General features: G+C 58.0%; 17 protein-coding genes. 9 read left to right on the top strand and 8 right to left on the bottom strand.

Going from position 1 to position 22,592, the window contains the following annotated elements:
- Window positions 1-61: 61 nt before the first annotated feature.
- Window positions 62-1,618 carry an arylsulfatase gene (locus tag RISK_RS27150; protein ID WP_173442739.1) on the top strand — a complete coding sequence of 519 codons (1,557 nt, stop codon included), beginning with the start codon at window positions 62-64 and terminating at the stop codon, window positions 1,616-1,618.
- Entirely contained in the window at window positions 1,618-3,624 is a 2,007-nt protein-coding gene (locus RISK_RS27145; RefSeq protein WP_047817481.1) for a vWA domain-containing protein, read from the top strand. Before RISK_RS27150 ends, RISK_RS27145 begins: the two co-directional genes overlap by 1 nt.
- A 133-nt stretch (window positions 3,625-3,757) precedes the next feature.
- On the opposite strand, the gene RISK_RS27140 is transcribed toward RISK_RS27145, so the two are convergent.
- On the bottom strand, window positions 3,758-5,491 hold the full coding sequence (locus tag RISK_RS27140; protein ID WP_047817480.1) for an IlvD/Edd family dehydratase: 1,734 nt from the start codon (window positions 5,489-5,491) through the stop codon (window positions 3,758-3,760).
- 139 nt (window positions 5,492-5,630) lie between these two features.
- On the opposite strand from RISK_RS27140, the gene RISK_RS27135 reads away from it, so the two are divergent.
- The 4 genes from RISK_RS27135 (at window position 5,631) to RISK_RS27120 (ending at window position 9,298) form a co-directional block, all read left to right on the top strand.
- On the top strand, window positions 5,631-6,314 hold the full coding sequence (locus RISK_RS27135) for an MOSC domain-containing protein (RefSeq protein ID WP_047817479.1): 684 nt from the start codon (window positions 5,631-5,633) through the stop codon (window positions 6,312-6,314).
- Window positions 6,304-7,098, top strand: a complete 795-nt coding sequence (locus RISK_RS27130; protein ID WP_047817478.1) for an ATP-binding protein — start codon at window positions 6,304-6,306, stop codon at window positions 7,096-7,098. Before RISK_RS27135 ends, RISK_RS27130 begins: the two co-directional genes overlap by 11 nt.
- 45 nt (window positions 7,099-7,143) lie before the next feature.
- Entirely contained in the window at window positions 7,144-8,877 is a 1,734-nt protein-coding gene (polX, locus tag RISK_RS27125; protein WP_236696761.1) for a DNA polymerase/3'-5' exonuclease PolX, read from the top strand.
- Window positions 8,878-8,986: 109 nt separating this feature from the next.
- The gene (locus RISK_RS27120; protein WP_047817476.1) at window positions 8,987-9,298 is read left to right on the top strand and encodes a putative quinol monooxygenase; all 312 of its coding nucleotides are present in this window, start codon (window positions 8,987-8,989) and stop codon (window positions 9,296-9,298) included.
- 320 nt (window positions 9,299-9,618) lie between these two features.
- Here RISK_RS27120 and RISK_RS27115 read toward each other — a convergent pair whose 3' ends face one another.
- From RISK_RS27115 to RISK_RS27100, 4 genes are all read right to left on the bottom strand, one after another.
- Window positions 9,619-10,911, bottom strand: a complete 1,293-nt coding sequence (locus tag RISK_RS27115; protein WP_047817475.1) for a DUF1552 domain-containing protein — start codon at window positions 10,909-10,911, stop codon at window positions 9,619-9,621.
- A 75-nt stretch (window positions 10,912-10,986) separates the two neighbouring features.
- Window positions 10,987-13,341, bottom strand: a complete 2,355-nt coding sequence (locus RISK_RS27110; RefSeq protein WP_236696760.1) for a DUF1592 domain-containing protein — start codon at window positions 13,339-13,341, stop codon at window positions 10,987-10,989.
- Window positions 13,342-13,869: 528 nt separating this feature from the next.
- Window positions 13,870-15,285 carry a DUF58 domain-containing protein gene (locus RISK_RS27105; protein WP_047817474.1) on the bottom strand — a complete coding sequence of 472 codons (1,416 nt, stop codon included), beginning with the start codon at window positions 15,283-15,285 and terminating at the stop codon, window positions 13,870-13,872.
- Entirely contained in the window at window positions 15,282-16,310 is a 1,029-nt protein-coding gene (locus RISK_RS27100) for an AAA family ATPase (RefSeq protein WP_102017687.1), read from the bottom strand. Before RISK_RS27100 ends, RISK_RS27105 begins: the two co-directional genes overlap by 4 nt.
- Before the next feature lie 292 nt (window positions 16,311-16,602).
- Here RISK_RS27100 and RISK_RS27090 point away from each other — a divergent pair, with 292 nt between their 5' ends.
- Complete coding sequence (locus RISK_RS27090) at window positions 16,603-17,004, top strand: response regulator (RefSeq protein WP_083435202.1); 402 nt, start codon at window positions 16,603-16,605, stop codon at window positions 17,002-17,004.
- The gene (locus tag RISK_RS27085; protein ID WP_236696759.1) at window positions 16,986-18,191 is read left to right on the top strand and encodes a hypothetical protein; all 1,206 of its coding nucleotides are present in this window, start codon (window positions 16,986-16,988) and stop codon (window positions 18,189-18,191) included. The genes RISK_RS27090 and RISK_RS27085 overlap by 19 nt, the downstream gene beginning before the upstream one ends.
- On the opposite strand, the gene miaA is transcribed toward RISK_RS27085, so the two are convergent.
- Window positions 18,177-19,181: a tRNA (adenosine(37)-N6)-dimethylallyltransferase MiaA gene (gene miaA, locus RISK_RS27080; protein ID WP_047817470.1), complete on the bottom strand. Its 1,005-nt coding sequence runs from the start codon at window positions 19,179-19,181 to the stop codon at window positions 18,177-18,179. The genes RISK_RS27085 and miaA overlap by 15 nt on opposite strands.
- A gap of 72 nt (window positions 19,182-19,253) precedes the next feature.
- Between miaA and RISK_RS27075 the strand changes: the two genes are divergently transcribed.
- The gene (locus RISK_RS27075; protein ID WP_047817469.1) at window positions 19,254-19,820 is read left to right on the top strand and encodes a GNAT family N-acetyltransferase; all 567 of its coding nucleotides are present in this window, start codon (window positions 19,254-19,256) and stop codon (window positions 19,818-19,820) included.
- A 149-nt stretch (window positions 19,821-19,969) separates the two neighbouring features.
- Here RISK_RS27075 and RISK_RS27070 read toward each other — a convergent pair whose 3' ends face one another.
- Window positions 19,970-20,440, bottom strand: coding sequence for a hypothetical protein (locus RISK_RS27070; RefSeq protein WP_236696758.1), 471 nt, complete (start codon window positions 20,438-20,440; stop codon window positions 19,970-19,972).
- Complete coding sequence (locus RISK_RS27065) at window positions 20,437-22,056, bottom strand: hypothetical protein (RefSeq protein ID WP_047817468.1); 1,620 nt, start codon at window positions 22,054-22,056, stop codon at window positions 20,437-20,439. The genes RISK_RS27070 and RISK_RS27065 overlap by 4 nt, the downstream gene beginning before the upstream one ends.
- Window positions 22,057-22,592 lie beyond the last annotated feature (536 nt).

Here is a 22,592-nt window from a genome sequence, read left to right as displayed (position 1 = left end):
CGACACTGGTGGATTGCGAAGCCGCCTCGCCCAACGAACGTTTCACCATTTGAAAAGCATCATGAATCAAGCCGTCCCGATGTCGTCGCAAAGTCTGTTCCCCTGGTCCAAGCTGAAATCAACCGTGATCGTTGGTTGCGTGGTGGGATTGGCCAGTCTGTTTTCGGCGGGGGCTGAAGCCGCTGAGTCTGGGGCAGGGGATGATTCATCCACGCCGCGTCCCAACATTGTGTTGATCGTGGCGGATGACCTGGGATACAGCGAGTTAGGGAGCTATGGGCAAACCAAAATTCGCACGCCTCGCTTGGACCAATTGGCGGCGGAAGGGATCAAGCTGACGAACTTCTATTCCGGCAATGCGGTTTGCGCGCCGAGTCGTTGTTGTTTGATGACGGGCAAGCATCCCGGTCATGCGCATGTCCGCAACAACGGAGATCCTAAAATCGATCCGGTCGTTCGCGAAGAGCTCAAACTGGAATTTCCCGGTCAGTACCCGTTGCCGGTTGATGAGGTCACGATTGCGGAGCACTTGAAGTCGGTTGGTTATCGAACGGGCGCGTTTGGCAAATGGGGGCTGGGTCACTTTGGAACCACAGGCGACCCGAACGAGCAAGGGTTCGATCTGTTTTACGGTTTCAACTGCCAGCGCCACGCTCACAACCACTATCCAAAATTCCTGTGGCGGAACCGAGTCAAGGAGATTCAGCCGGGCAACGATCGCACATTGAATGGCGAGACGTATTCACAGGATCAATTCGTCAACGAAGCGTGTGATTTCATTCGCCAAAGCGTGGCGGAAGACAAGACCCAGCCCTTCTTCGCGTACCTGCCCTTCGCGGTGCCTCACCTTTCGATTCAGGTTCCTGACGAAGAAGTCGATGCGTATGACGGCGTGATCGAAGAAGCCGAGTATGAGCACCACGGTTATCTGAAGCACCCACGTCCACGTGCGGGGTACGCCGCGATGGTGACACGCATGGATGAAGGCGTGGGCCAGATCGTGGACCTGATCGATTCACTGGGATTGGGCGAGAACACACTGATTCTGTTCACGTCGGACAACGGCCCGACCTACGATCGCTTGGGTGGATCGGACAGCGACTACTTTGATTCGGCGTCGGGCATGAAGGGTTTGAAGGGGCAACTCGATGAAGGCGGGATTCGCGTGCCCATGATCGCTCGTCAGACCGGTGTGGTGCCCGCGGGGCGGACTTCTGATTGGATTGGTGCTTGGTGGGATTTCTTGCCAACGCTGACGGAAGCGGCTGGGGTGGAAGTGGATCCGAGCACGACGGACGGCATCTCGTTTTTGCCATTGCTTCATGGAGACGACGCCGCACAGCAAGCTCACGAATTTCTGTACTGGGAATTTCCCGGTTACAGTGGCCAACAGGCGATTCGGATCGGCAATTGGAAAGCGATCCGCAAAGACCTTTCCAAGCGATTGAAGAAAGGCCAAACCGAACCGCCGGCGTTTGCTCTGTATGACTTGTCGAAGGATTTGGCAGAGTCCACCGACGTGAGTGCGTCGCATCCGGATGTGATGGCCCAGATCGAAGCAATCGCGAAGGAACAGCATGTTCCCAGCGAACAATTCCCTCTCAGAGCGCTCGACTGATGCGAAACACGTTGGCAGAGATCCGAGAGCACCTGAAAGATCATCCGTGGTTGATCTCGATGATCTTTCACACCGCCGCGTTGTTGGTGATGGGGCTGTGGGTCTTTCCCGACTGGATGGATCGCGAAGGTCAATTGATCACCGCCAGCTTTGCCGACCTGGGCGACCAGGAGTCAAGTTTCTCATTGATGCCAATCGCTGCGATTGAAATGCCCGAACTGGGCGATTCGGATTTGGAAGACGAGCCTGTTGAAACGTCGTTGACTTCGGAGCTCGCGGAGTTGGATCTGCCGGAGTTGATGCCGTCGGCGGAAGGGGTGGAGGCTTCGGCATTGGAGAAGCTTTTGCCGACGCCCGAGACACGCTTGGCGTCGATCCGGAAGATGATGGCCGAGGTCGGCGGATCTGAGTCGACGGAGCGAAGTGAATCCACCGCGGAACAAATCGGCGCCGCCGACGGGATTGAGTCCGCGACTCAGACGGTCGAAAACGCGATTCGGGGCGAGTTGAAACAGGGCGACACGTTGGTGGTGTGGTTGCTCGATGCGTCCATCAGTTTGCAGCTGAACCGCGACCGGATGGCTCGCCGAATTCGCGAATTTTATGACGAGATTGGAGCACTGAGTCGGCCGGCCACCTCGGACGGGATCGAGAAACATCGCTTGTTCAGCAGCGTGGTCGCATTCGGCAAAGGAATCCAAGAGGTCTCCCGGCCTTCGTTGGTCGGCGTCAATGCGATCGATGCGATGACGCGAGTGCCGGTTGATACCAGCGGCGTTGAGAACACCATGGCGGCGGTGGACGGTGTCCTGGAACACTACCGATCCAAGCAGCGACGCAAGGAGCGTTTGATGGTGGTGTTGTTGACGGATGAATCCGGCGACGACGTGCAGAAACTCGAGTACACCATCGCGAATTGTCGCAAGTCCGAAGCAGTGGTGCACGTGTTGGGGCCCACCGCGGTGATGGGCATGCAGAAGGGATTGCAACGTTGGACCGCACCCGCTGCCGGTGGAGGAGCCGAGTATTTCCTGACCGTGGACCGAGGGCCGGAATCGGCGGTGCCGCAGCGGATCTTCTTGCCGTACTGGCATGAGGCGGATGTGCCGCTGAAGAACGTGAAGATGCAACCGGTGTCGGCGATGCCGTGGTATGGCAGTGCCTATCGCGAACGGGTGTTGTCAGGTTTTGGACCGTATGCGCTGACTCGGTTGGCGTTGCAAACCGGCGGGACATTCACGCTGTACGACGACGGTGTGTCGGATCAGTACGACGTTGGGAAACTACGACAGTACATGCCGAGTTATCGCTCGGTCACGGACGTGCGATTGTCGGTCCAGGGCAGTCTGTTGCGATCGTTCGTGGTGCAGGCAGCCGATTGGACGATGCAAGAAAAGGAGCAGCTCGCTGCGCCTCGGATGTTGTTCATGGGAAAGCGATCGCCGATCGATCCGACTCAGTTCACAGCGATGTACGTCACCCCCGCCGAGTTTCGGTCTCGGTTCAGTGTGGCGATCAAACGCGAGCGTGCTCGCAGTGAAGAGGCGTTGGAAGCGCTGGATCAATTGCTGGAGGATTCACAGACAAACGATTGGCGAGCTTTGCTGGAGGGGGAAGAATCTGCACGTTGGCGAGCTGCATTCAGCCTGGCTCACGGAAGGTCGCTGGCTTCGATGGCTCGGTACCATGAATACATCGCGGCCTGTGATCGAGCGAAGAACGCGATTCAGTCCGACACCAACATGGTGACTTTCATGCCGTCCTCGCGGATGAACACTTCGCCGGGGGCGGCCCTTGCCGAGCACGCGACCCAGGTTCTGAGCGAGTGCGTCAGCGAGCATCGAGGAACACCCTGGGCGGAGCTTGCCAACTGGGAACTGGAAAAGCCGTTTGGAATTGAGATCCAGGCGAGATCGTTCCCCAGGCCAACGCCCCGGATCGGAGTGCCGCGAATGCCGATGAGTCGTTCTGGCGGTGGCGCTGGGATTTCAGTCCCGTCGCTGTAAGCAGGTCGGCAGGAATGATCAATACCAACCTTTTGACAGCCCAGCGTTCGCCCCGGTTGTGCGTGAAAACCGTGGCGAACGCCAACGGCTCACATACCCGATGAAACCCGCGTACCTGCTTCGTCGCGCTCCATCAGTGGATGGCGGGTTCTTCGCCGGGTGAGCGACCGGCGAGGAAGTCGAAGTCGCACCCTTGGTCGGCTTGCGTCACATGTTTCGCGTACAGCTTCATGTAGCCGCGAGCGGGCTCCGGTGCGGCGCCCGGTTGGTTGGCTCGGCGCCGAGCGAGTTCTTCGTCGTCGATGTGCCAGTGGATCGTACGTTCGGGAACGTTGATCTCGATCTCATCGCCGGTTTCGACCAACGCCAGCGGTCCGCCAGCGGCACTTTCCGGTGCGATGTGCAACACGCAGGTTCCATAGCTGGTGCCGCTCATCCGAGCATCGCTCATGCGAACCATGTCGGTGACACCGGCTTGCAGGAGTTTTTGCGGGATCGGCAACATGCCCCATTCCGGGAATCCGGGAGCACCGAGGGGGCCTGCGGAACGCAGGATCAGGACGCTGTTTTCATCGACGTCCAACTCGGGGTCGTGGATGGATTTTTTCATCTCGGGGTAGTCGTTGAAGACCACTGCACGGCCGCGATGATGCAGCAGCTTTTCGCTGGCGGCGATGGATTTGATCACACATCCCGAGGGGGCCAAGTTGCCACGCAGCAAGCAGACTCCTCCGGCCGGTGAAACCGGGTTTTCGCGAGTTCGAATGACTTCGTCGTCGTGGACTTCCGCATCTTCGATTTGCTCGCCGAGCGTTTTGCCCGAGACGGTTGGACAATCTAGGTTCAACAGATCGCGAAGGCGTTGCAACAGGGCGGGCAGTCCGCCGGCTTCGAAGAAATCCTGCATCAGAAAACGCCCGCCGGGACGCAGGTCACCGAGCACGGGAGTTTTTCGCGAGAGTTCATCGAAGCGATCCAGCGTCAGTGTTTCGCCCAGTCGGCCGGCGATCGCAATCAAGTGCACAATCGCGTTGGTGCTGCCACCGATGGCCAGCGACGTGGTCAGACCGTTGTCGATGCTTTGTGAGTTAAAGAACTGGCTGGGTTTGAGTTGTTCCCAGGCCATGTCGACAGCGCGGCGTCCGGTCGCGACGGCGAGTCGGGAGTGATCGGCCATGACGGCGGGAATCGTGGCGGCGGATGGCAACGTCCATCCCATGGCTTCGGCGACGCAGGCCATTGTGCTGGCGGTTCCCATCGTCATGCAGGTGCCGGCGGACGCGGCGATGCAGTTTTCGACTTGGTTCCAATCACGGTCACAAAGATTGCCGGCGAGACGTTGGTCCCAGTATTTCCAGGCGTCGCTGCCGCTGCCCAGTGTTTGGTCTTTCCAACGGGCTCGCAACATCGCACCGGCGGGCAGGAAGAGGCTGGGGATGTCGGCGCTGATGGCGCCCATCAACATGGCGGGAACGGTTTTGTCGCATCCCCCCATCAGCACCGCGGCATCAATCGGGTGACAACGCAGGACCTCCTCGACTTCCATCGCCAACAGATTGCGATACAGCATCGTGGTGGGCTTCATCATCATTTCGCCGAGCGACATGACGGGCACCTCGACGGGGAAACCACCCGATTGCAGGATTCCGCGTCGGACTTCATCGGCTCGATCACGAAAATGTGAGTGGCAAGTGTTCAGTTCGCTCCAAGTATTCAGAATCGCCACGACCGGCCGGTCGCGGTAATCAATGTCGTCGAATCCCATCCCTTTCAGCCTGGAACGGTGCCCAAAGGAGCGTAAGTCGTCTCGGCCGAACCAACGGTGGGAACGCAATTGGGTTGGGTCACGGTCGGGATTGGCATTCATGGGAGAAGGTGGATCGATGGGGAAGGGATCAAACGGTAGGATGGACCCATTGAAACTGGGCGAACGCGTCACGTCCAAGGTGGGTTGCCGGACAGATTACCGACATTGAATGTCGCCGTGTGGACGAGGATTGCTTGCCATGACCGATTCGCTGCGAATTGTCGCCGTCCAAGTGGGAAGGTGCCGTACTTATCTCAAAGATGGCGATCCAGATCGACCCTGGATCTCCGCGATTGAAAAAAGTGTCGTGCACGCTCCGGTGCCTGTCTCGAAATTGGGTTTGGAAGGGGATGAACAGGCCGACAAGAAACACCACGGCGGAATTGACAAAGCTGTTTTGGGGTACTGCGAATCCCACTTTGCGTTTTGGAAAACCGAATTTCCCGAGGTCCAGTGGGACTCAGGTGCATTTGGAGAGAATTTGACCTTCTCTGGAATGCTGGAATCGGAAGTTTGCATTGGTGATGTTTTTGAGTGTCAGTCAGACGATGCCCAAGGGCTCCGGTTGCAGGTTTCGCAGCCGCGCGAGCCGTGCTGGAAGTTGTCGCAGCGGTGGGGGCTGCCTAAGTTAGCAGTGCGAGTGCAACAAACACGGCGGACGGGATGGTATCTGAGGGTGCTGCAACCTGGGGTTGTCCAGGCGGGGCAGGAATTGCGGTTGATCGAACGTCCTCATCCTGAATTCACAATCGAAACGGCCAATGACGTTTTGTTTGCAAAGCCTCGTGATGCTGCGGCGGATCTGCGTTTGGCGGCTTGCGAAAGTTTGTCAGAGGCTTGGAAAGAAAACCTCATGGGTCGGAGTGCCACGAATGTCCAATGATCCGTCCGTCGATAACGCGGCCATCGATTCGCCTGGTGAGTCCCCCACGGTTCGTGATGGACCTGTTGTCGACACCACCTACATCCGTCGTTTGATGCATGACTTGAGTGCGCCGACGCGTCACGTGTCGATTTTTTCGGAGTTCGTGGACGAAGCGTTGACGGAGCCGTTGGACCTTGATGACGCACGGCGTTCGTTGGCAACCGTCCGAACCGCCGCGGTGAGAATGCAACAATTGACGCTGATGGTGTCGTTGCACATGAAGATGATCGAGCGGCTGCATGCAACGGCGAAGAATCCCAGTGCGAGATTTCAAGCAGAACCCTACTCTGTCGCGGAGGTGATTTCTGAAAGTTGGAGCTCGATCGGCGGCCGGGTTGACTCGTTGACCGTGCAGGGCGACGCCCAAACGTCGGTGGACGAAACGCTGTTGCTGGTTCCGTTGGAACAGTTGCTTCGCAATGCGTTGGGGTTTCAAAAGGAGTCTCGTCCGCTGCAGGTGCTCGTCTCGATCCAGCAGACTGGTGAACTGATCTCGGTGTCCATCGAAGACAACGGCATCGGAGTCGACACCAAGTACGCAGAAAAAATTTGTGAGCCGTTCGAGTGTTTGGGGACCGGCAAAGAACGACGCGACGGAGCCGGTTTGGGGCTGGCGGTTTCGACGTTGGTGATCAAAGAGCTGGGCGGATCGTTCCAAATGGAATCCGACGGAGAATCGGGAACCAAGGTGACCATGAGCTGGCCGCACCATTGCAATGCAGGCGACTCCGGCGTTGAATGACGGCTTCTGTTGATTGCCCGAGAAGCCTCTGTTCGAATCCTTTCCATGGACAACTCCGCCGTCGCCGCCGTTTTCGAAGAGCTCGCTGAGCTGCTTGAATTTCGAGGTGAAAATCCGTTTCGCATCCGTGCCTATCAGAACGGTGCTCGCGCGATTCGGGACCTTGACGAACCGATCGCCAATCTGGCTTCGGATCCCGATCAAGATCTCTCGAAGTTGTCTGGGATCGGCAAAACGATTGCGGAAAAGATCAAGGTGTTGCTGGAGACCGGCTCGCTGCCTCAATTGGAAGAGTTGCGAGAAGCGGTCCCCGAGGTGGTCATTCAGATGTCTCGCATTCCAGGGTTGGGGGCGAAAAAAGCCAGCAAGCTTCGCGAGGAGTTGGGCATTGAGTCGTTGGACGATTTGGCCGCAGCCTGTCGCGAAGGACGTGTCGCCAGCTTGAAAGGCTTTGCCAAGAAAACGGAAGCTGCGATTTTGGATGGGCTGGCGATCGCGAAAGCCGCTTCGGAACGGATTTACTGGTCCAAAGCGGATGATCTGGCTCGCGAGATCAGCAAACACATGCAGGCATGCGACGCGATCAAACAAATGGAATGGGCGGGGAGTTATCGACGTGGCCGTGACACGGTCGGCGATTTGGATTTGTTGGCGGTTGCATCCGACCGAGAGGCCGCGATGGATCACTTGGCAACATTCCCTGGCGTGATGTCCCTCATTGGCAGGGGCGATACCAAGATGTCGATCCGTGTGGGCAAAGCGTTCCAAGTGGACATGCGATTGGTCGAGGCCGATCAGTTTGGTGCCGCGCTGCAGTACTTCACTGGCAGCCAAGCCCACAACATTCACGTCCGCCGCATTGCGAAAGAGCATGGGTACAAGATCAACGAGTACGGCGTGTTCCGTTTGGACGACGAAACTCGCGTGGCGGGAACGACCGAAGAAGAGGTGTACCAAGCCATTGATTTGCCATGGATTGCGCCGGAGTTGCGAGAGGATCGCCACGAATTCGAGTGGGCGAAAGCCGGAGAGTTGCCGGATCTGATCGACACCGATGATGTGCTCGGCGATTTGCACATGCACACCTCCGCGACGGATGGTCAAAACACGATCGCAGAAATGGCCGACGCGGCGATCGAGCGTGGCTTGAAATACATCGCGATCACGGATCACAGCAAACGAGTGACGATGGCGGGCGGATTGGATTCCGAGCGATTGTTGAAACAGTGGGAAATCATCGACGAGATTCGACCGCAGTACGAAGGCCGGCTGGTGATCTTGAAAGGCATCGAGTGCGACATCCTCGAAGCCGGTGGAATGGACTTGCCCGACGAGGTGTTGGAACAAGGTGATTGGATTTTGGCCAGTGTGCACTACGGTCAAAAGCAACCGCGAGACCAAATCACGGATCGGATTCTGGGAGCGATTGAGAACCCGCATGTGGACTGCATCGCTCATCCGACGGGGCGGATCTTGAATCGCCGAGAGGCCTACGACGTGGACATGGACGCGGTGATGCAAGCCGCGAAAGAGAACCACAAGTTTCTGGAGCTGAACGCCAACCCCGCTCGCTTGGATTTGAACGACGTTCACTTGGCGGCCGCGAAAAAGCGTGGCATTCCGATCGTGATCAACACCGACGCACACGTCACGGACGGGTTGTGGGTGATGCGGTATGGAATCCGGCAAGCTCGCCGGGGTGGACTGACCGCGGCGGATGTCGCCAACACATTGCCGTACGAAGCGTTCGCGAAAAAATTGGCGGAAGTCGGCCGATAAACCTCATTCGTTGAGGCAGCGAATTTCCAGCTGGTCGAGATTGTCTTCGTTGGCAATTGTCCGAATTGATTTCCCCCTTCCTTCCCTTTGAACTGTTGATTGAATTCTCATGGCACACCTGACCATCGTTGCCCACATCACCGCCAAAGAAGATCAAGTCGATTTTGTCAAAAGCGAGTTGTTGAAGCTGATTGCACCGACGTTGAAGGAAGATGGGTGCGTGAATTACGATTTGCACCAAGACAATGAGAATCCCGCCCATTTCATGTTCTATGAAAACTGGGAAACGCGAGAGTTGTGGCAGCAGCACACCGCGGGGCAGCCGTTGAAAGGGTTTGGGACGGCGACCGAAGGAGCGCTGGAGGGCATTCAGGTTCATGAGCTGACCCATCTACCTGCCAGCGGCCAAGCGAGTGTGTGAGAGTTCTTTCAGTCGTCCAGCAGGTGTCTTTCGCTATGTGAGCCGGTTGGCGTTCGCCACGGTTCCCACGCACAACTGTGGCGAACGCTGGACCGCGAAAACTGGAGAGTCCCGCAAAAACGCTAGGGCCGCCCCGTTGGGGCTTTGCAATCTTGGTCCCGCTGTAACCCAGGGCGTTGCCCTGGGCTGTCATAGGGCTGCCCCGTTGGGGCGAAGTCGTGGAACAGAACTTGCGCAAACCAATGCGCCCCACAACATCAAAGATTTCGCAGTCCAGGCGAACGCCCAAACGACTCACGTGGTTTTTCTGGGTCACCTGCTTAAACTAGTTCGAGCCCTCGCATGGTGCCGGTGGCACTCGCGAAGGTCTCCACTTCCAGATCGAGGCGTTGCAGCATCGACGTGTAGAGGTTGGGCAGCGGGTAATTGTTGGCTTGATCAAACGCGAGGTGCTGGCCGTGGCGGAAGCCGCCACCGGCAACCACCACGGGCATGTTCTTGGTGTCGTGTGAGGAGGCGTTGCCGAGGTTGGAAGTCAGTAACAACATGGTTTGGTCGAGCAGGTTGCCGTTGCCTTCTGGGGTTTCGTGAAGCCTGCGAACCAAGTTGCCCCAGGATTGCATTTGGGCTTCTTCGATGATTCCAAGCTGCGTGATCTTTTCTTCGTCGCGACCGTGGTGACTGAGTTGGTGATAGCCTTGTTCGACTCCTTCCAAGGGCACGCGTTCACCTCCGCCATCGGTGTGCATGGTGATGAACCGGGTGCTGTCGGTTTGGATCGCCAGGTAGATCACATCGTGCATGGCCGATTGTTTGGCGATTGTGTGGCTGTTGTCAGACACCGGTTCCGGTGCCTTTTCGTTGACTTTAGGCTTGGCGCGTTCGGCCCAGCCTTGGTTCATGTCCAAGCGACGTTCCAAATCACGAACGCTGGTGAAGTAGGCATCCAGTTTTTCGCGGTCGGAGGGACCGAGGCGGCGCTGCATGGATTTGGCTTCGGCGGCGACGAGGTCCATGATGCTTCGGCCTTCGAGAATGCGTTGCTTCTGGGCTCGCTGTGCTGCGGGGCTGTCGTCGATGAAAAGTTGCGCAAACAATTTCTGTGGCGAATTGATTGGCGGGATCATCGATCCGTTTGCGGTGTACGACGTGCTGGTCGTGCCATTGGAACTCAGCACCAAGGATGGGAAGCGAGTTTCGCCACCGAGTTCTCTGACCATCAGTTGGTCGAGCGAAATCGTGTTGCGAAAGTTCGATCCACTGTACGGAGCCGCTGACAAGATGCAGGGTTCGGCTTTGTGCCCGCCGCCGACGCCGGGGTGCGAGGCCCCGGAGATGACGGTGAATTGGTCGCGAAGATCTTCGATCGGTTTGAGGTAGCGAGTGGTTTCGTAGTCCCGGCCGCTCTTTTGAGGAAACAGAAACGGAGCGTGAAAACCAAGGGCGTTGCTGATCCCAACGAATCGTCGCGGTGGGTGGGCTGCCGAGGTCGCTTCGCGTCCAAAGGCTGGCACCATCGAGTCCAGCCAAGGCAGGGCCATGGTGATGCCTGCGCCGCGCAACACGGTTCGGCGTGACAGAGATTGATTGGTCACAAAGGGTTTGATTTTCATCGTGGCAACCAGGTGGTGTTGAGATTCGATTGAGTTGAGAGGGGGCAATGCGTCGAGCTGTCGTGACGACGCTCGTCATTTGCGGAGGAACAAGGGGCTTTGGACCACTTCGTGGATCAACGACCGGACGCCGTAGTGATTGGGTTTCGTGGCCTGGACGATGCTCTGCAGTTCGTCTCGATCGGCAAAAGTCGGGGCTGCACCCGTGGCGTAGGTCACAAACTGAGAGGCCATGTTCTTGGCCAGTTGTGCGGGCCGATTGAGCAGGATCGACTTGAGGCCCGTGACATCTTCGAATGCTTCGCCTGTGGTGAATTCGTGACTGGGGTCAATCGGCAAACCTGGTACCCAGCGTTTGCCATTGTTGGGAGCCGCGGCGCGGTAACGATCTCGCCAGCCACCGATCACGTCATAGCTTTCCAAGGCAAATCCGGGGGGATCAATTTTGACGTGGCAGGAGGCACACATCTCCAGGTTCCGGTGTTTGTCGAGTTGGTCTCGGATCGAGATCGCGCCGCGAATATCGGGTTCGACAGCGGGAACGTTCGCGGGAGGCGGTGGGACGTGTTCGCCCATGATCCTTTCCAGCATCCAGACGCCCCGAATGATGGGCGAGGTCGTGGTTCCGTTTGCGGTGACCTTCAGGACGCTGGCCTGAGAGATGATGCCACCTCGACGAGAATCCGAGGCAAGGGAGACACGCTTCAGGCCGGTTCCACCGGGCCAATCGATTTTGTAGTGACGCGCCAATCGCTGGTTCAGGAACGTGAAGTCAGAATCGATGACATGAGTCACGGGAAGGTCGCGCCGAATCAGTTCGCCCACAAACGCTTGAGTTTCATCCGGCAAAGAATGATGCAGCACGAGATCGTACTCGGGGTACAGTTGACCATCCGGGGTGGTGCTTTCGAGTTCGTAGAGTTGCAGCCATTGATCGGTGAAGTCGTTGATGGCAACTTGCGAACGCGTGTCGTTGAGCAAGCGTTCGGTTTGGGCCCGCAAAACATCGGGATTTCGCAGTTGGCCTGATTCGGCGAGTTGTCGCAGCTCAATGTCGGGCGCGCGTCCCCAGAGGAAGTGGCTGAGGCGGTTGGCGACGGCCGCATCGGACAGTCGGCCGGGGGTCTCATCAAAGTAGAGGAAACGGGAGGAGCAAAGGATCGCTCGGTATCCCGCTCGAAGCGCGTCCTGCATGGAATGGTTGACCTGGCGTTTGGCTTCCGAGAACTCGAAGTACGGCTGCAGTTCTTGGGCGGTGAGTTCTTGGCGGAAGGCCTTCTCGGCGAAGGCCTGGATTCGCTCTTTCAGGTCTCGTTTGGGATTGGCCGATACGATTTTGAATCGCTGCGTGGAATGCTTGTTCGTCGCTGCGAGTGGCTGCAGTTCCATGTCGCCGATCAAGGCGTGGCGGATTTCTTCTCGGTCGCCTTCGAGACGTTCCAGGTCAATCCACTGGATCGCGATCCCAGCGACTCCCATCTCTTCCACCACACCGGGTTTTGATTCCACGGCTTTGGCGGCAAGGCGACGGATGCCGTGGTCGTTGGGGACAATTTGGAGCATGTGCCCCTCGCGAATCCAGGCTTCGAATTCGTGGACTTGGGGTTCGTCCGTCGCTTCGATGCTTCCAATCCAGTACATCGTGGATGCCTTGCCCGAACAAACGCCGCTGTTGACGCTGCACCAGACACGCCCCATTTCAGGCGTGTTGACGCTGTGTGCTTTCACTCGGATTTTGTAGCGTCCCGTCGCAGGGACAGAGGTGGCTGGCATTCTGCCGTAGAAGTTTTGGCTGCTGGACCAAGAAACGATGTCCTGGTGTTCGGGACGACCTTCCGGTTCCCGGTTGGTGCGTTTTTCGTTTCGACGAAGTTTGGTCCAGTCCAAGTGGATTTGGTTGAGCGATTGATGACCGGATGGATCAGCAGCGAGCAGTCGATCGAAGGCCGTTTGCAATGCGAAGTCGGCGGCATTGAGGTACGCCGCCAAGGAGTGATCCGAAACTTGTTGGCTGCTGGAGACGGTGTCGAAGCCATCGGCGAGCGATTCTGCTGGTAGGAAGTCTCTCAGCGGAACATCGATCGCGAGCAAGTCGCAGACGTTGCGTTCGTACTGAGTGCGCGTCAAGCGACGTGCAGGCACTCGGCCTTCGGTTGCAATGCGTTGTTGGTCACTGAGTTCGAGGATGCCATGCAGTTCTAACAAGAATGGTTTGGACTCCGATGGATCCAAGTCTTCCTCGGGCGGCATTTCACCGGCGCCAATTCGATCGAACACGCGTTCCCAAAGATGAAAGTTGTCAGGGTCGGCAAGCTCCAACGTCAGGGACTCCAAGTCCAAGTTGCCCTCTTGCGTGGAGGAGTCGTGGCAAGCGGTGCAGTTCAGTTCGAGGAACTCGGTGATCTGTTCGGAAGGCTGCTCCGCGGACACGCGGGGCAGGTCTATGAACCAACCGGACGCAGCCAGAAGCAAAGCGAATACGAACAAGAGCCGCGGAAGGCTGAGGGGGAACGAGTTGGTTTTCATCGGATGCAACGAGGGGGACCGGATTGAGAGGCGAGGCCTCGCGACGTTGGTGGAGACACCCAGCACGAATCGCCACCATGATCGCTGGGTGGGTGCTTCGAGCAACGTCGTTGGTAGGTGGGGTGGGGGCGGGAGAGAAATCGCTGGCAGATCTGCAGGGCAAGAACCGTCGACTTCCAATGGAAACGTATTCTTCGAAGACTCTGAATTCAACACTTCTTTGGCGGATTCAGACGCTTTGCGTCTGTCTGACCGGTGATTGTGCGCGCGTTCCTTCGATCGTTTGCTTCAAAAGCCGCGTGGAAGCCCAAGGCTATAGAGCAGCAAGAGAGTTTTTGCGATTGGTTGCTCGTTGTTTCTGCTCTATGGAGACGAGTGGAACGTCCGATTCGTTCGCCCAAACGCGATGACGCCGGGAAGAGCAGCTTGCAATCAACGAGCCATTTGGGCTCGGCAAACATCCATGATGCTGTCTTCGTTTTGAAGGTGACTGACATGAATGCGTTCGGCCAGCAGCGGACCGGCGATCCGTGAGTAGCGGTCGATGTCGAGCGTGTTGATGATGACTGCAATGGCCCAGCCGCGACGAGACAATCCAACCAGTGCCGCGATGTCGGCTTCGGTCGATTGTTGCAGCATCACCAACATGGTTGTCTCGCTGGACAGTTGCGACTCCGTTTCGATTAAGAATTCGGCCAGGGTCAGACCGTCGGTTCGTTCCAGTCGAGCCAGCGTGCGGAACATTTCTTTGAGGTGCACTGGACCGCGATCGACGTCCACCAGCACCGGTCGCATTCGTTCATTGCGTTGTTTAAGCGAGGCGGCTTGCACGGATGCGTCTCGCACGCGGTGGTCGCCTCGGAATCCCTCGGTGCGGATTCGGTCCGCTGCGTCGCGACCGTTGGTGGCCAAACCAAAGGGCTCGCCGGCGTCGTGCAGGGCCGCTGCGATCGTGGCCGCGGTGGTGATCGTCAGGTCGGTGCGAAGCGGTTCGTGTTGATCGGGATTGGTGTCGACGTGCAAGTCCAGAATAATTGTCGCGCCGGCGACCGAGGATGGCTCGTAGACTTTGCTGTGCAGGATGCCGGTTCGCGCGGTGGCGGCCCAGTGAACACTGCGCAGAGGGTCGCCGATCTGCCATTGCCGGATGCCTCGCAGACGCGTGGGGTCCGTCATCGAAGAGGCTCGGATTTTGATTTCACCGATCGGACGCCGCGAGCCAATTTCGTAGGTCGACAGCAGTTTGACTTTGGGAAGCACGGTCACAAACATCGGCGGTGCTCCCAATCGATAGCGGCGGAACATGCCAACCGGGTCGCCGGTTTCCAGGACCGTTGGACCGATTTGAAAGTAGCCTCGACGGTGGCATCGCACCGAGTATTCGATTCGCTTGGTTTGTCCAGGTAGCAATGCCATGACGGCGAGGCGGGCTCCTTCGGTGGCCAAGGGGCTGGTTCTTGGATCGAGGGCCATGCCGTCGGCCTGGCGGGCTTGCTGGGTGGCGGCGCGAGGGATCAAGTCTTCGGCCAAAACCCAGGCGACGGGTAATTTGCCTTGGTTGGTGACTTCGACGGTGACGGGAACCAAGGATCCAATCACGACCTCCAGATCGCGACCTTCTTCGGGGGAGTCCAGGCGAACGGCAACGACACCGGCGGACCACTGCGTGGCAACCCAATTGCCGATCGCGACGACCGAGGCGACCGTGATCGCGGCGGTCATCCACAACCCGGCGCCCGCGACCATTCCCAGGAAAACAACGATCGCGCACACGACGACGATTGTCAGCCAACGCGAAGGAGCGGGCGGGCCAGAATTGGAATCCGCAGCGGTGCCTTGGTTGGTCATGATGAGATGGTTGGCACCGCGATCTCACTGAGAATTTCCTCCAGCACCTTTTCTGTGGTCATTTTTCGCAGGCGACTTTCGGGTCGGAGGATCAGTCGATGATTCATCACGGGGGCGATGATTTTTTTGATGTCATCGGGGGTGACGAACGTGCGTCCCCGGATGGCCGCCATCGCTTGTCCGCACCGGAACAAGGCGATCGTTGCGCGGGGGCTGCCCCCCAGGGCCAGGTTCTCGTTGTGGCGCGTTTGGTGAACGATTTGCAGCAGGTAGTGACGGACTCGCGGGTCAACGTGAACGGACCGAATCGCCTGTTGAGCCGCCACCAATTGCTCGGCGGTTGCAACGGCGGTCATCGAATCGACTGGGTGCTTGAATTGCAACAGATCCAACATCCGCAGCTCTTCTTCGATGGAGGGATACCCCAACGAGAACCGCATCAGGAAACGGTCCAGTTGTGCCTCAGGGAGCGGGAACGTGCCTTCGTGGTCGACGGGGTTTTGAGTCGCGATGACAAGGAAGGGCGGAGTCAGTGTGTAGGATTTTCCGTCGACGGTGACCCGGGCTTCCGCCATCGCTTCCAGCAACGAGGCTTGTGTTCGTGGCGTGGCTCGGTTGATTTCGTCGGCGAGCAAAATTTGGGTGAACACCGGGCCGGGCCGAAATTCGAATTCCGAGTTCTTCTGGTTGAAGATTGAAGTGCCGGTCACATCCGTGGGAAGCAAATCCGGTGTGCATTGGACTCGTTTGAAGTGACAGCCCAGGCTTTTCGCCAGCGCTCGGGCCAGCATGGTTTTGGCCACACCGGGAACGTCTTCCAATAAAATGTGTCCGCCGCTGAGCCAAGCGACCATCGAAAGAACCAGTTGTTTCCGTTTGCCCACGATCGCGTTTTCGACGTTGCCGATGACGCGTTTCGAAAGCTCGGCCACCGCCGAGACATCTGCCGGGGCGTTGCTTGCCGTTGGTGGCGAAGGGGGGGTATCGCGGCGAGGAGCGGCGGACGAGGTCGCTTTGGAATTCAAGGGCAAACGCTCCGGTGACGGATGACTCCGATGGAAAAGGTGTCGTCTTGGAACGGGGCCACGACGCGGGTTCCATGATAGCCGGGATGTTCGAATGCCGGGGGAATTGCCGGGCCAACGGCAGGCGGCGGCTGCTCACACGGAGGGAATGCTTGGCCCGATTGAACGGATCGTGCGGGAAAAACGCTCTTGTTGGCAAGGCAACCCAAAACCGAGCCTGTGACGTATAATGGATGGAATCACGATCAACAGTGATCAAGTTTTTCTTTGTTTGCGGGGATGTGGATGAGCCATGGTCGACGCTGGCATGATCCCAACAGTCTTGGTGACCGACGACGACGCCGATTTTCGCGGCGTGGTTTGTGAGGCTCTCGCGCGCCGTGGCGTGCACACTGCTCAAGCCGCCGACGGTGATGAAGCGCTCCGTGTCATTGAAAAGACTGCGATTCACATGGTGCTGCTCGATGTGCACATGCCTCGTGTGACCGGATTGGACGTGATGCGGATCTTGTCGCAGCGTCCCAATTCGATGCCGTATGTGCTGATGAGCGCCCTGATGGACGAAGCGATCGAGCGGGAAGCGGCTCGGATGCGGGCCTACAAGATTCTTCGCAAGCCGGTTCGGTTGGGACAGCTTCGCGAAATTGTCTGCGGCGGTTTGACGGAAACGTACGGTTGGCGTCCGCCGGAATGACGGACGATGGCAGCGAAGTCGAGCCGACCTCGACGTCCGAATCGGATCGAGCGTCGGTCAATCCGTACGCGTCATCGATGCAACTGAATGGTTCGGACCCCGACCCCATCACGAACTCCGATCAAGTCGGCTGCTTTCTCGCCTTCGATGGCGAGATCACCGAAGACGACATTCGGCGATTGATTCCAGAACGAGAGTTGTGGATGATTTTAGCGGTTTTGATGTGGGGGTTTCTCATTCCCGCGTTTGCGATTGGTGCCGTGGTCACAATCATCAATGCGGTTCGAGAAGGATTGGATTCCGAATCGGTTGGGCTGATCTTCACCTGCATCGGCGTTGGATGTGGATTCGCGATTGCGACGCAGTACGTCAGTTCTTCCCGGCGAGCACGGCGGGCATTGAAGCAGCGGCCGGATTTGGTGGGGCGTGCGGTCGGCCGGTTCGTGCCGTGGGGTTTGCTGTTCAACGATGGTGAGCGGACCCATCTTTTGAACGCGGACTACTGCAGGCAGGCTCAATCCACCAGGCACGGTGTTCGAGTTCCGCTGTTGGAAGGCCCCTACGTTCAGCTCTACCTCTCCACGCGTTTGTTTGAGCGGTTTGACAAGGCCGTTTGGAATCACCTGCAAGCGATCTGGCAGCAACATGATGCAGCTCAGTTGGATCCAGACGCCGTCGTGGAACGGAACTGCCAGCAATTGGGGGAACGTCCTGAGTCGGCGATTTCGTTCGACGGGCAAGTCACGCTTCATGTGCCAGTGGACCAGAAAGCGGTGCGGCGGATCATGATTCGAAACGGCGGGTTGATTGTCGTTTACGGGGTGGCGATGTTCATCGCCTGGCACTTTGGATTCTGGGTCATTGCCGCGGGGTTGCTGATTCTGGCCCTCAGCACCACACGATACTTTTACAACAGTTGGCGTTGGACATCGATTCCAACTCAGGAAACGTCCTGGCGACAGCATGGATGGATCAGCCCCGAGGAAGTTGTCAGCGTCAACGAGAACAACGGCATCCGTTTGTCTCGTGAGGAATGTTTGAGAATCGAGTGGATCGACGAAACGCTGGTGTGGCATTTGCGAAACAACCGTGCGATGTATTTTTCGCGGGAGCACTTTCAAAGCGACGAGGACTGGAACTGGATTTGCGAATCAAGCTCGCCCGAGACCGTTTCAACGATCGAATGAGGCAATGGCTTTGACCATCGTTTCGACGCACTGATCGATGTCCGGTGCAGAGTCGGCTTCGAAGGAACCGAGGCCGCGAATTTCGGAGAATGAACGGAGCCAGGTTTCTTGGCGTCGGGCCAGACGCCGGGTGTGGAAGACGACTTGTTCTGCCGCGGTTTCAGGGGCTTCCCCGGCCGCGATTGCTTCGATGATTTCACGGTAGCCAACCGCTTGGCGGGACGTTTTGGAAAGGGGGTGGTCCAGTGCCAGAAGGCTTTGGACTTCCGCTACCAAGCCTTCGTCGAACATCGCTTCGACGCGTTGTTCGATTCGTTGATGCAGAATCGGGCGTGGCACACGAAGCGCGAAGACGAGGCCTTCGTGGCTGGCTCGTGCCGACTCAAATTGCAATTGACGGTGGCTGATGGGGGTTCCGGTTGCACGAGCAAACTCGAGCGCCCGAATCATCCGTCGCGAATCTCCCGGGTCGATTTTGGCCGCCGACAACGGGTCGACTTGTTGCAATCGTTCACGCAGTGCGCCGATGCCATGTTGCCGCAAGTCCTCTTCGACGGCTTGGCGGAAGGCTTCGTCCGCGGGCGGTCCGGCATCGAACCCCCGCAGAACGCCTTTCAAATACATCGGGGTGCCTCCGACGAACATCGGGCGATTGCCGCGGTCCTTGATCTCGCGGACGCGAGCGTGGGCGGATTGCAAGTATTCAGCGACGCTGAATTCGTCCCAGGGATTGACCAGATCGATCAGGTGATGGGGGGCTCGGTCCAGTTGGTCGGGGGTGGGTTTGGCTGACCCGATGTCCATGCGGCGGTAGACCGCGATGGCATCGAGTGAAAGGATTTCGAGTTTTTGCCGGCCATTCGTTTTGGCCGCGAGAGTTTCCGCAACCCGCAGAGCCAATTCTGTTTTGCCCGAAGCGGTCGGACCGGTCAGAACGATCACGTCATCGAACAAAGGGGCAAAGGGCTGGGATCGGGTGTCAGGTTGCATCTCGAAAGTCAGCTGATGTGGTAAACTGGATTGTTCACAAGAGACCGTGATCCCGGAAAGGGGGCAACCCGAGTGGGCATGACTTACTTTCGCCGTTACCGCATGGAGATGGACCTGCGCCAGTGGAGCGGATCCTGGGACGCAGCCGATTTGGCCGCTCGTGGTTACGAGTTGGTCGCGTTTGACGAAGGTCTGATTCGCGAACATGCGGCGGCGAAGTTTCAGTCTTTCCGCTGTGAGATGGACGCGGATGTTTTCCCTTGTTTGGGACGGCGAGACGGTTGTTTGCGATTGATGCGAGAAATCGCCAGTCGCGCCACGTTTGTTCCGGAAGCGACTTGGTTGATCCGCTATCGAGATCGTCCGGGAGGCCGTCCCCTCGCTGTGGGAACCATCCAAGGGCTGGATCTGGACGAATGGGGTGCGGTGCAAAACCTGGGTGTTGTTCCGGAGCACCGCGGAAACGGCTTGGGACGATTGCTGATGATGCGATCCGCCGCGGGATTTCGATCCGCGGGGTTGGAACGCATGCACCTGGAAGTCACCACGGCCAACTCACACGCGGTCAAGCTGTACGAGCGAATTGGTTTTCGGCAAACCAAGGTCGTCTACAAGGCTTGTGAAGTGACAGGCGTTTGAGTTCCAGCGTTCGATCTTTTCACCGCCGGAGCAATTCCAACGGCAGGCTCATTTCTGTGCGGTGCCGCGTTGGTTGTCACCGGCAGATCGTGTTGCAGCGGCGGTTGATCTTCCCACCCGGATTGACGCGTGATTGAGATGCATGCGGCTCACGAGTCAAAGAGTGTGCGGCGAATTTCGCCCAACCAGCTTTGGTGATGACGGCGCAACCGGACGACTTGTTTGGCTTTCGCGACCGCGTTGTCGAAATGCGAAGCTGACAGAAACATTTCCGCGGTGTGAGGCAGTTCAGCCGCGGTAGCCAAGCGAACGATCAAGCCACGGTGATAAATTGGCAGGCAGTGTGCCCGACACAATTCCATGGTCAGAGCGTCGCTGGTTGGGACTTCGGGTTCGCGTGTGCGGTAGTGCCATGTCAAGGCACCGCCGATCGCGACCAGTGCCATCGCAACGCCAGCAAAAAACACGATCGGAATGGATGAGTGGTTGGCGGTGGTTTCGTATTGTGGTGCCAAGTCCGTCATGCGGGTGACATTCATCAGCAACCGCGATGGGTGCAGCACTGATTCGGTGAACTCGACAAGCGACGGCAGGCGGTCCATGTGGTGGAGAAAACTCATGCGACCAATCCTCGCTCTTTCATGGCCGCAAACGCGGCATCTCGGAGAGACCCTGTTGGAACGGCGCAGAGTTCTCGCAGCACGGTCTCTGATTGTGTTCCGGTTCCATGTGCAAGTGCTTGGGCGGCTCGCAGTTTGGCAACCTGGTGATCGGTTTCGGCAATCGTTCGAAGCGGATCGATCATCAAGTCGATCAGGCCAAGTGACTCTGTGAACGCGATCGCATCGAGTCGGTTTTGCATGACCGCGTGACGCAGGCCATGGCGGATGACGTCCAGCGTGCTGGAGTCGACTTGCATCAGGATGCGACCGAGTCGACGACCGACGTCGGGGGTGAGTCCGGCGAAGATCGGGAGCGCTTCGTGGGTGTTCAGATGAACCAGCAAGGCTTGCGCGGCTTGGGCCAGCGATGGTGAGTCGTGGTCGGAGAGTTCCACCAATCCGTTCAGCAAATCAATCTGACGATCGATTTCGGGGACGCGTTGATAGGCTTGGGAGTTCGCGGTTGCTTGGTCCAGGGCGGCTTGCTGTTCACTGGCTGCTTGCAGGTCCGCGATCCAGTCTGCCAACGACGGCGCTTCGATCCGTTTCAAGCAGACTTCGGCAACTCGGACGCTGTGTTCGCCCCCTCGTTCCAGCATCGCCAGAACCATGTGAACGGATTCGGACTCATGGGGCATCGCGATCGAGTAAGCGTTGCACATGGCAGCGTCACGATCGCTGCCAAGGGACCGCATGAAGGATTCGCCTCCACGCAAACAATCAGGCAATCCGTATTCCCGCAAATTGATCGAAGTGACAGGCGTGGGGGATTCGCCGATGGCATCCAACAATGCTTCGCAGAACATCGCGTCATGTCGGCGAAGGATCAGTCCAACCATCGGTCCCGAAACTTTGCGACGTCGGATGAAGCCCGATAGAAGCTGAAGCACCGCTTGATGCTCGCTCGTCCGCATGCGGCGCAGCAGCGTTTCTTGGGTGGAGGATTCATCGCTGAGCAACCGCTGCAGCAAAGCATCGTTCCAGTCTGAGATGACCAAGAAGGCATCCAGCAAATCGTTGTTGCGATGAGCGTTGTGTCGCTCGACCGCGGCGGCCAGTTGTTCTGTGATTCGCTGGCGGAATCGTTCGGACTCGGGGTAGATGCGGTGCTCAGGGGCTCGCTGACGAATGGGCTTGGAGAGCGGGCAGACCAGGGACAGTGTGACTTCCCCCGAAGCGGCGCGAATCAACGAGTCTTCGTGATGCTGGGCCAAATGAATCAAGGTCTCGAGAGCGGCGGTTTGGTTCAAGCAGTCGATCATCTCGATCAATCGCAAGCCCACGGATTGATTCCAGCCGCCTTTGGCGAGTTGTTTGGTGACGACGCTGCCCAAGCACCCCGCATCGATCTCGACTTTGGAAGTGGTCAGAGCAGACAGGAGGTCGTCGTGACACTTCTCAAAACGATTGATGAGCCAATTGAGCGTTTTGACGTCTTTGCGATGCGCCATCGCATGCAGACAACGTTGCCGCGTGGACCGATCGTCGCTCGCTGCGCCGAGTTGCAACACTTCGCCGGCACAGGGAGACGTGTTTTGCTTGAGAATTTCGAACGTGACGTCCAGGGAAGACATGATTCGAACGACCGGAAAAGGAGAAACGATGACTTAGTCAAACGTACCCCTTGGTTGGATGCCGACACTGCGGCGACTTTGAAAAAGGATCTCGCGGCGCTTGGCTGGCCCTCACAATCGGATCATTGCCCGCAATGCGTGCGAGGAGACGCTCTGGTGATGCGTTCCGTCGCAATTGTGGCGTTTGGGACGAATGACGGGGCCCCTCAGGACGGTTGGAGCCTCGCTCACACGTTCACTCTCTGAGGTCTGCCGATTTCTGACATCGCTTCTCGGCGGATTTCCACATGGTGCACCTCTCCTGAAACGAAGTTTGGGGAGAGCAACCGCGATATACTAGGTCGAGCGACGCCGTTCAGGCGTCCGCGAGGGAGAGGGCCGAGCATGGGAAGCGGCGCGCACTGCTCTGGACTGCTAAATGTTTGCTATTGGCGCTCTGATAGCGGATGCAAATTTTCTTCCGGCTTCTGTCTTTCTCCATCCCGGTAGGGATGTCAGATGGTAGCCGGGGGTCGCTGCGTAGCAGCACACCCCCG

It is taken from the genome of Rhodopirellula islandica, from assembly GCF_001027925.1.
Taxonomy (GTDB): domain Bacteria; phylum Planctomycetota; class Planctomycetia; order Pirellulales; family Pirellulaceae; genus Rhodopirellula; species Rhodopirellula islandica.
This window is presented reverse-complemented; position numbering and strand designations above follow the sequence as displayed.